The sequence below is a fragment of the Desulfovibrio sp. 6_1_46AFAA genome (assembly GCF_000224635.1).
GTDB classification, from domain to species: Bacteria; Desulfobacterota; Desulfovibrionia; order Desulfovibrionales; family Desulfovibrionaceae; genus Desulfovibrio; species Desulfovibrio fairfieldensis.
Map to the genome: position 1 here is coordinate 187,502 of NZ_JH114304.1, position 6,317 is coordinate 193,818.

The following is a 6,317-nucleotide window of genomic DNA, read 5'->3' on the forward strand; positions in this document are numbered from 1 at the left end:
TTTGGGTCCGTTTTTCTATCGCAAATGCGACACGCGTCTTTTTTTCGGAGAAAAGGTCGGAAACTGGCCATTAGAATAATTTCAAAAAGAAAGAGGCCCGCCCGGTCAGTTGCCGGGCGGGCCTCTCAGCCACCATAAAAACGGGTCTGCTTGGAGCGGTTTACCTTGGAAAATGACTCCGCTCTAATGGTTATAGGTCTGCAGCTCCAGCACCGGCAGGCTGAAATCCACTAGTATATTGGCAACACCGCCCTTGCCGTCGCCCAGCAGGGTCACTTCCGCTTCACGCGTTTCAGCCGCCACCACCTGCAGGAGTTCGGAGAGATTACGCGCCGTGACTTTTGTTTCGCGGCTCATCTTTCGGGTGTCGAACCAGGCGTAACTCATTCGATTCGGATTTTCCTTTTTATGCAGTTTTTCGATGCGGCCTTGCAGGCCTTGGGGACCATCAACCTTGAGGGCGGCCACGAAGTCAAGACGGACGCCGTCCGCCAGCATGGCCAGCATTTCAAATCCCATATCCCGCAAACTGTTGTTGACCGCCTCCAGTCGTTTGCCGGTATAGGCTTCCACGAGGCTTACGCGCACCAGAGCATCCCGGCGGAATTCCAGGCGCACGCTCCAGGGCAGTCCGGCAAAGTCGGCTTCAGGCAGCAGGACGTCCCCGGCGAAGTCGCCCTTGCCCGGCGCTGCTCCCGGCAGTTTCATGGCCTGCGCCCGTGGCAGGCCGAAGGTGTAGGAAGCGAAAAGCTTGGGCGCGGCCTGCTGCGGGGCGGCGCATTCCGATGCCGTGGCGCAGGTCCGGGCGGCGCTTGGCGCGGCATGGGCGCCCGCTGGCCGGAAGAGCATACCGGCCAGAAGCAGGCAGTAGAGAATCGGCAGAATGGTGGTAACGCGCATGGGCACTCCGTGCGTTGCGGCGTGCACGGCGGAAATTTTCCACCGCGCACGGTATCTGCTTATTGTTTTAGATAATTGGGCAGCCAGGTCACGATGGCCGGGAACAGAATGATCAGGATAAGCCCCACCAACTGGCAGCCGATATACTGGAACATGCCCTTATAGATGTCATTCAGCGGCCAGTGCGGCAGGCTGCCCTTGATGAAGTAACAGGAAAGGGCCACAGGCGGCGAGAGCCAGGATGTCTGCAGGGTCACGGCCACCACCAGGCAGAACCAGAGCTTGTCGAACTGCATGGCTTCCACCACAGGGATAAGCAGCGGCACCAGAATAAGCACGATAGGCACCCACTCCATGGCCCAGCCCATGAAGAAGATGATGGCCATGATCAGAAACAGCATGAACATGGGGGCGATGTCCATGCCCAGCAGGGCGTTGGAAAGGGCCACGGCACCGCCCAGACGGGAAAAGACGGAACCGAAGAAGTTGCAGGAGGCGATCATGATCAGGATCATGGACGAAAGCAGGATGGTGCTGTGCAGGGCCTTGGCCAGCCCTTTCCAGGTGAACTTGCGGTAGACGATGACCAGAGCCAACGCGCCGAATGCGCCGCAGGCCGAAGCCTCGGTGGGCGTGGCGATGCCGCAGAGGATGCTGCCCAGGGTGGAGAAAATGAGGATGGCCAGGGGCACCGCGCCGATGAGCAGCTCCTTGAGTACGAGGGCCATGCTGGCGGCGCGTTCTTCTTTGGGCAGGGGCGGCCCGTACTGGGGCCAGATGGCGCACTTGATCAGCGAATAGGCGACGTAGATACCGGCCAGCAGAAGGCCGGGCAGGATGGCGGCGGCAAAAAGGTCCGTGATGGGCAGGCCCATGATGGGACCGAGCACCACCAGCATGATGCTGGGCGGAATGAGGATGCCCAGTGTTCCGGCGGCGGCTATGCAGCCCGCGCCCATGCGGATGTCGTAGCCGCTGCGGCGCATGGAGGGTTCGGCCATGATGCAGAGCAAGTTGACCGAAGAACCCACAATACCCGTGGCTGCGGCAAAAATAGTGCCCGTCAGGCTGATGGCTCCATATAGGGAGCCGGGCAGGCGGGCCAGCAACAGTTGGAATGATCGGAACAGTCTGTCCATGAGCCCCGCGCCTTCCAGGAGATAACCCATGAGCAGAAAGAAGGGGATCGCACCCATGACTGGGTCGCTCATGACCTGCCAGAACTGGATGGTCAGCAAATGGAAGACCAATTTGCCGAAGCCGAGAAAACCGAACAGCAGTCCGCTGAAAATCATGGTGTAGGAAATGGGGAAGCCCGTGCAGAACAGGCCGAACATGGAGATGATGGACAGGACCGCCAGCATTTCATTTGATATATCCATGAGGGTGATCTCCTTCAGATGCCCTGACCGGCGGCTAGTCCTTGGCCTCGCCGAGTTGTTCGCTGTTCCAGAGGTTTTGGCCGGTTTTCCAGCGGTAATAACATTTGATCGCCTCAGAGATGCCCTGCAGCAGGGTCAGCGCCACACATACCGGAATAGCCATTTTGGCGGGCCAGATGACGGGCATCCACGGACTGGTGACGGAAACCTCGTTCTGGATGAAAGACTTCCAGGCATACGCGGTGGCGATATACAAAAAGACCAAATGCGCGGGGAAGAAGAAAATGATGTAGTTGGCCAGGTCCACGGCGGCTTTGGTTCTGACCGACCAGGAATGGTAGAAAAAATCCGTGCGGATGTGGTTGCCGGTCAGCAGGCAGTAGGGGGAGCCGAGCATGAAGTGGATGGCGTAGAGTATCATGGCCATGTCCATGGCCCAGATGGACGGCGCGGTGAAGACGTTGCGCATGATCACTTCGTACATCACGGAAAGCATCATGGGGATGGCCAGCCATGAGGTCAGCTTACCCACGCCGGTGTTGAACCTGTCCACGGCGGCGACGATTTTTTTGGGGCCCGGCGCTACCCGCGCCATGGCCAGTTCAAGCGATTGAGACATTGCGTCCTCCTGAAACAGTCCGGCATGCGCTTTTTCGCGCGGCGTCGGGTCGGGCTGAAGAGCTGACGACGCGTGCCGTCGGGCGCGCGCGGGGGCATGGGCTCCCGCGCGCCGGGCATGCGGTTTACTTGTAGTCGGTGATGATACCTTCATCCATGGCGGTTTTGCCCATCATGTAATACAGGCCGTTGGAGCGCACCTGGAAGGGCACGGTGAGCTTTGCCCAGGCGATCTGGGAGTCGTGCACTTTTTTGAAGAAAGGATCCTTGGTGTACTTGGCTATGACTGTGCGGGCCGCCTTCATGAAAGCGGGATAGTAGTCGGCCGGAGTTTCCTCGATGACCACGCCGTTTTCGCGCACCATCTTTTCCAGGGCTTCGGAGTTGACCTTGATGCCGTTGAGCAGCTGATCGGTGACGCAGGCCTTCATGGCCACGTTGACCACCATCTGGAGGTGTTTGGGCAGCGCTTCGAACCATGTCTTGTTGATATATACGTCGCCGATGGAAATGGCCTGGTGCAGGCCCTGCAGATAATAGTGCTTCCAGATTTCGGGGAAGCCCATCACAATATCTTCGCCGGGAGCGATCCATTCGGCCGCGTCAATTGCGCCGCGCTGGGCGGCGGGAATGATGTCGCCGCCGGCCATGGACACGACGGGCATGCCCATTTCCTTAAAAGCTTCTGCGGGCACGCCTGGAGGGGCGCGGAAGGTCAGCTTGTTGATCTGGGTGTGGGACGTGTATTTTTCATGGAACCAGCCGAAACATTCGGGGCCCATGGGCAATACGGGCCAGGACATCATGTCCAGCTTCAGGATGTCCTGATAATATTCGTTGAGCAGCTTGATGCCGTCGCCTTCGAACATCCAGGAAAGCTGCGCCATCTGGTCAAGGCCGTAGCCCAGACCGCCGATGGGGGCTGAAAAGAGCGTGCCCGCGGGATGCTTGCCCGACGCCCAGTGCGTCCAGCACATGCCGCCGTTGACCAGGCCTTCGCTCACGGCGTCGAATATTTCGAAGTTTTTGACGATTGCGCCGTCGGCATACAGTTCGACCTTGATCTGGCCCTGAGAGAGTTCCTCAATGTTTTTCTTCAGACGCTCCAGCGTCTTGAAGTACATACTTGAGGTCGCCAGAGAGGTCTGGATTTTCAACTCGTAGGTCTTGGCCGATGCCGTGGAAAACCCGCAGGAAACCACCAGAGCCATGGCTAACAATACTAAATACAGCTTCTTCATGACAACTCCTCGTTTATGGGTTGATGGGCTAAATTTATACAGTCTGCTTTGTTCCTCCTTTCGCGGGGCTTACCGCGTTGAATCCGGCCTTTTGCATTGTTGTTGAAGAAGAACAGCGTCATTCCGCGGACTGTTATGATATGCGCCCATTAGGTGCGGTACAAACGAGACAAGGGAATCTTTAACGGTAAAATAGCTTTTCCCGAGTGTGCGCGATATCGCAAATGCGACATTGCAGGATTTTTTTTAGATGGAGGACGTGTAGCCCTACGAATTCTCAAGCAATAACTATATATTATAATTAATCATATATAGATATGTATTTCTAGAGCGCTTTCATTGATTGCGGAATGTGGTTTGCCGTTTCACGGGCTATGGCGCGGGTCGCATCCGCGCCGCTGCCGACAAATAATCCCCGCATGGTATAGTGTTTATTGGGGTTGAAGACAGGCAATTGAATGAATGCCTCAATCATCGGATATTCATTCGATTGCCTTGGGGGTGAAGCCAGGGGCATTGCCTCGCTGCCGGAGCGGATATATTCTGTGATACATGGACGGCGCATTGCACCGTCCGGACGAGACCTTCTATGCGCGGCCTGGCAGACTGCCAAAGCCGCAAGGAAAACACATGTCCTATCTCATCTTCAGCATATCCCGGCGCGCGCCCACGCTTTTTCTGCTGCTCTGGCTGGTTGTCCCGGCCATGGCGGCCGCAGCGGCCGCGTCCGACGAGGCAGCCATGAATACCGGACATCCCATGCCCCCGCTCAGCGAGCGGGAGGCTGACGTTTTGTTGCGCAAGGCCACGGAGGCCCCCTATACGGGCCGTTATCTCAACAATCACGCGGCGGGCACCTACATCTGCCGCCAGTGCGGCATGCCGCTCTACCACTCCGAGGACAAATTTGAATCCGGCTGCGGCTGGCCCAGTTTTGACGACGCCGTGCCCGGCGCGGTGCGCCGCGTGCCCGATGCCGACGGGCAACGGGTGGAAATTCTCTGCGCGCATTGCGGCGGGCATCTGGGGCATGTTTTTGAAGGCGAAGGCTTCACGGACAAGAATACCCGCCATTGCGTCAATTCCCTGTCCATGAGTTTCGCGCCCGCGGGCAGCGAGGAGGAAAAGGCGGCCTTTGCCCGCGCCAAGGCCGTTGCGGCCTGCACGGGCACGGCCATTGTGGCCGGGGGGTGCTTCTGGGGGGTGGAGGATGCTTTCCACAAACTGCCCGGCGTCTGTGAGGCGGTTTCCGGCTATACGGGCGGACATGTCCCGGCGCCCGGCTATGAGGACGTCAGCCGGGGCGACACCGGGCACGCCGAGGCCGTGCGGGTGACCTTCGACCCGTCGAAAGTCACCTATGAGCAGGTTCTGCGCCGTTTTTTCGAGATCCACGATCCCACCCAGCTTAACCGCCAGGGTCCGGATGTGGGCGAGCAATACCGCTCGGCCGTTTTTTATCTGGATGAGGAACAGAAGGCCGTGGCCGAAAAGCTCATGACCCGGCTCAGGGAGCTGGGCTACAAGGTGGTGACGCAATTACGCCCGGCCGGGGCTTTTTATGAGGCGGAAGCCTACCACCAGCGCTTCGCGGAGCGCACCGGCAGAGGAGCCTGTCATCTGGCGGTGCCGCGTTTTGAGCGCCGTGCCGAAGGCAGTCCGGCGGAATAGCTGAAACATTGAAGCCCTCGCGATCCGTCATCGCGAGGGCTTTTTGGTAAGGGGCTTTAGCCAGTTGAGCGAGCGTTTGCGAGCGAAACAGAAATCCACCCGCTATGCGGGTGGAAATAATTTGTTATACAAAAAACACCTTTCCCATACGATAGAGTTGTTCAAGCCCATCGTAATTTTTAAGGGAAAGGTGTTTTTATATGGGAACTCGAGTTCAAAGTTTAGCCCACACAAAATGGTTGTGCAAGTATCACATTGTCTTTTCTCCAAAATACAGGCGGAAAATAATATTTGCCAACATTCGAGAAAGTATCGGAGAAATTCTTAAGGACTTATGCAAATATAAAGGTGTTGAAATTATCGAGGGCCATCTCATGCCGGATCATGTGCACATGCTGGTGAGTATTCCTCCAAAAATCAGTGTATCAAGTTTCATGGGGTACCTGAAAGGAAAAAGCTCATTGATGATTTTCGATAAGCATGCAAACCTGAAGTACAAATTTGG

Annotated in this window: 7 protein-coding genes; 2 read left to right on the top strand and 5 right to left on the bottom strand. The window is 57.1% G+C overall.

Annotation, left to right across the window (positions count from 1 at the left end; all coding sequences use genetic code 11):
- Window positions 1–183: 183 nt before the first annotated feature.
- From HMPREF1022_RS13515 to HMPREF1022_RS18290, 5 genes are all read right to left on the bottom strand, one after another.
- Entirely contained in the window at window positions 184–900 is a 717-nt protein-coding gene (locus HMPREF1022_RS13515) for a hypothetical protein (protein WP_009303530.1), read from the bottom strand.
- Window positions 901–959: 59 nt separating this feature from the next.
- A complete protein-coding gene (locus tag HMPREF1022_RS13520) occupies window positions 960–2,282 on the bottom strand; it encodes a TRAP transporter large permease (RefSeq protein ID WP_009303531.1) in 1,323 nt (440 codons plus the stop codon).
- A gap of 34 nt (window positions 2,283–2,316) precedes the next feature.
- Window positions 2,317–2,901 (bottom strand): TRAP transporter small permease subunit, encoded by a 585-nt coding sequence (locus tag HMPREF1022_RS13525; RefSeq protein WP_009303532.1) that lies wholly within the window; start codon window positions 2,899–2,901, stop codon window positions 2,317–2,319.
- Window positions 2,902–3,025: 124 nt separating this feature from the next.
- Window positions 3,026–4,141, bottom strand: coding sequence for a TRAP transporter substrate-binding protein (locus HMPREF1022_RS13530; protein ID WP_009303533.1), 1,116 nt, complete (start codon window positions 4,139–4,141; stop codon window positions 3,026–3,028).
- A 325-nt stretch (window positions 4,142–4,466) separates the two neighbouring features.
- A complete protein-coding gene (locus HMPREF1022_RS18290; protein WP_156802996.1) occupies window positions 4,467–4,616 on the bottom strand; it encodes a hypothetical protein in 150 nt (49 codons plus the stop codon).
- Between the two features lie 155 nt (window positions 4,617–4,771).
- Between HMPREF1022_RS18290 and HMPREF1022_RS13535 the strand changes: the two genes are divergently transcribed.
- Both HMPREF1022_RS13535 and tnpA read left to right on the top strand, forming a co-directional pair.
- Entirely contained in the window at window positions 4,772–5,812 is a 1,041-nt protein-coding gene (locus HMPREF1022_RS13535) for a bifunctional methionine sulfoxide reductase B/A protein (protein WP_009303534.1), read from the top strand.
- Window positions 5,813–6,012: 200 nt separating this feature from the next.
- On the top strand, window positions 6,013–6,317 hold a 305-nt coding region (gene tnpA, locus HMPREF1022_RS13540), incomplete at its 3' end, for an IS200/IS605 family transposase (RefSeq protein ID WP_035061949.1).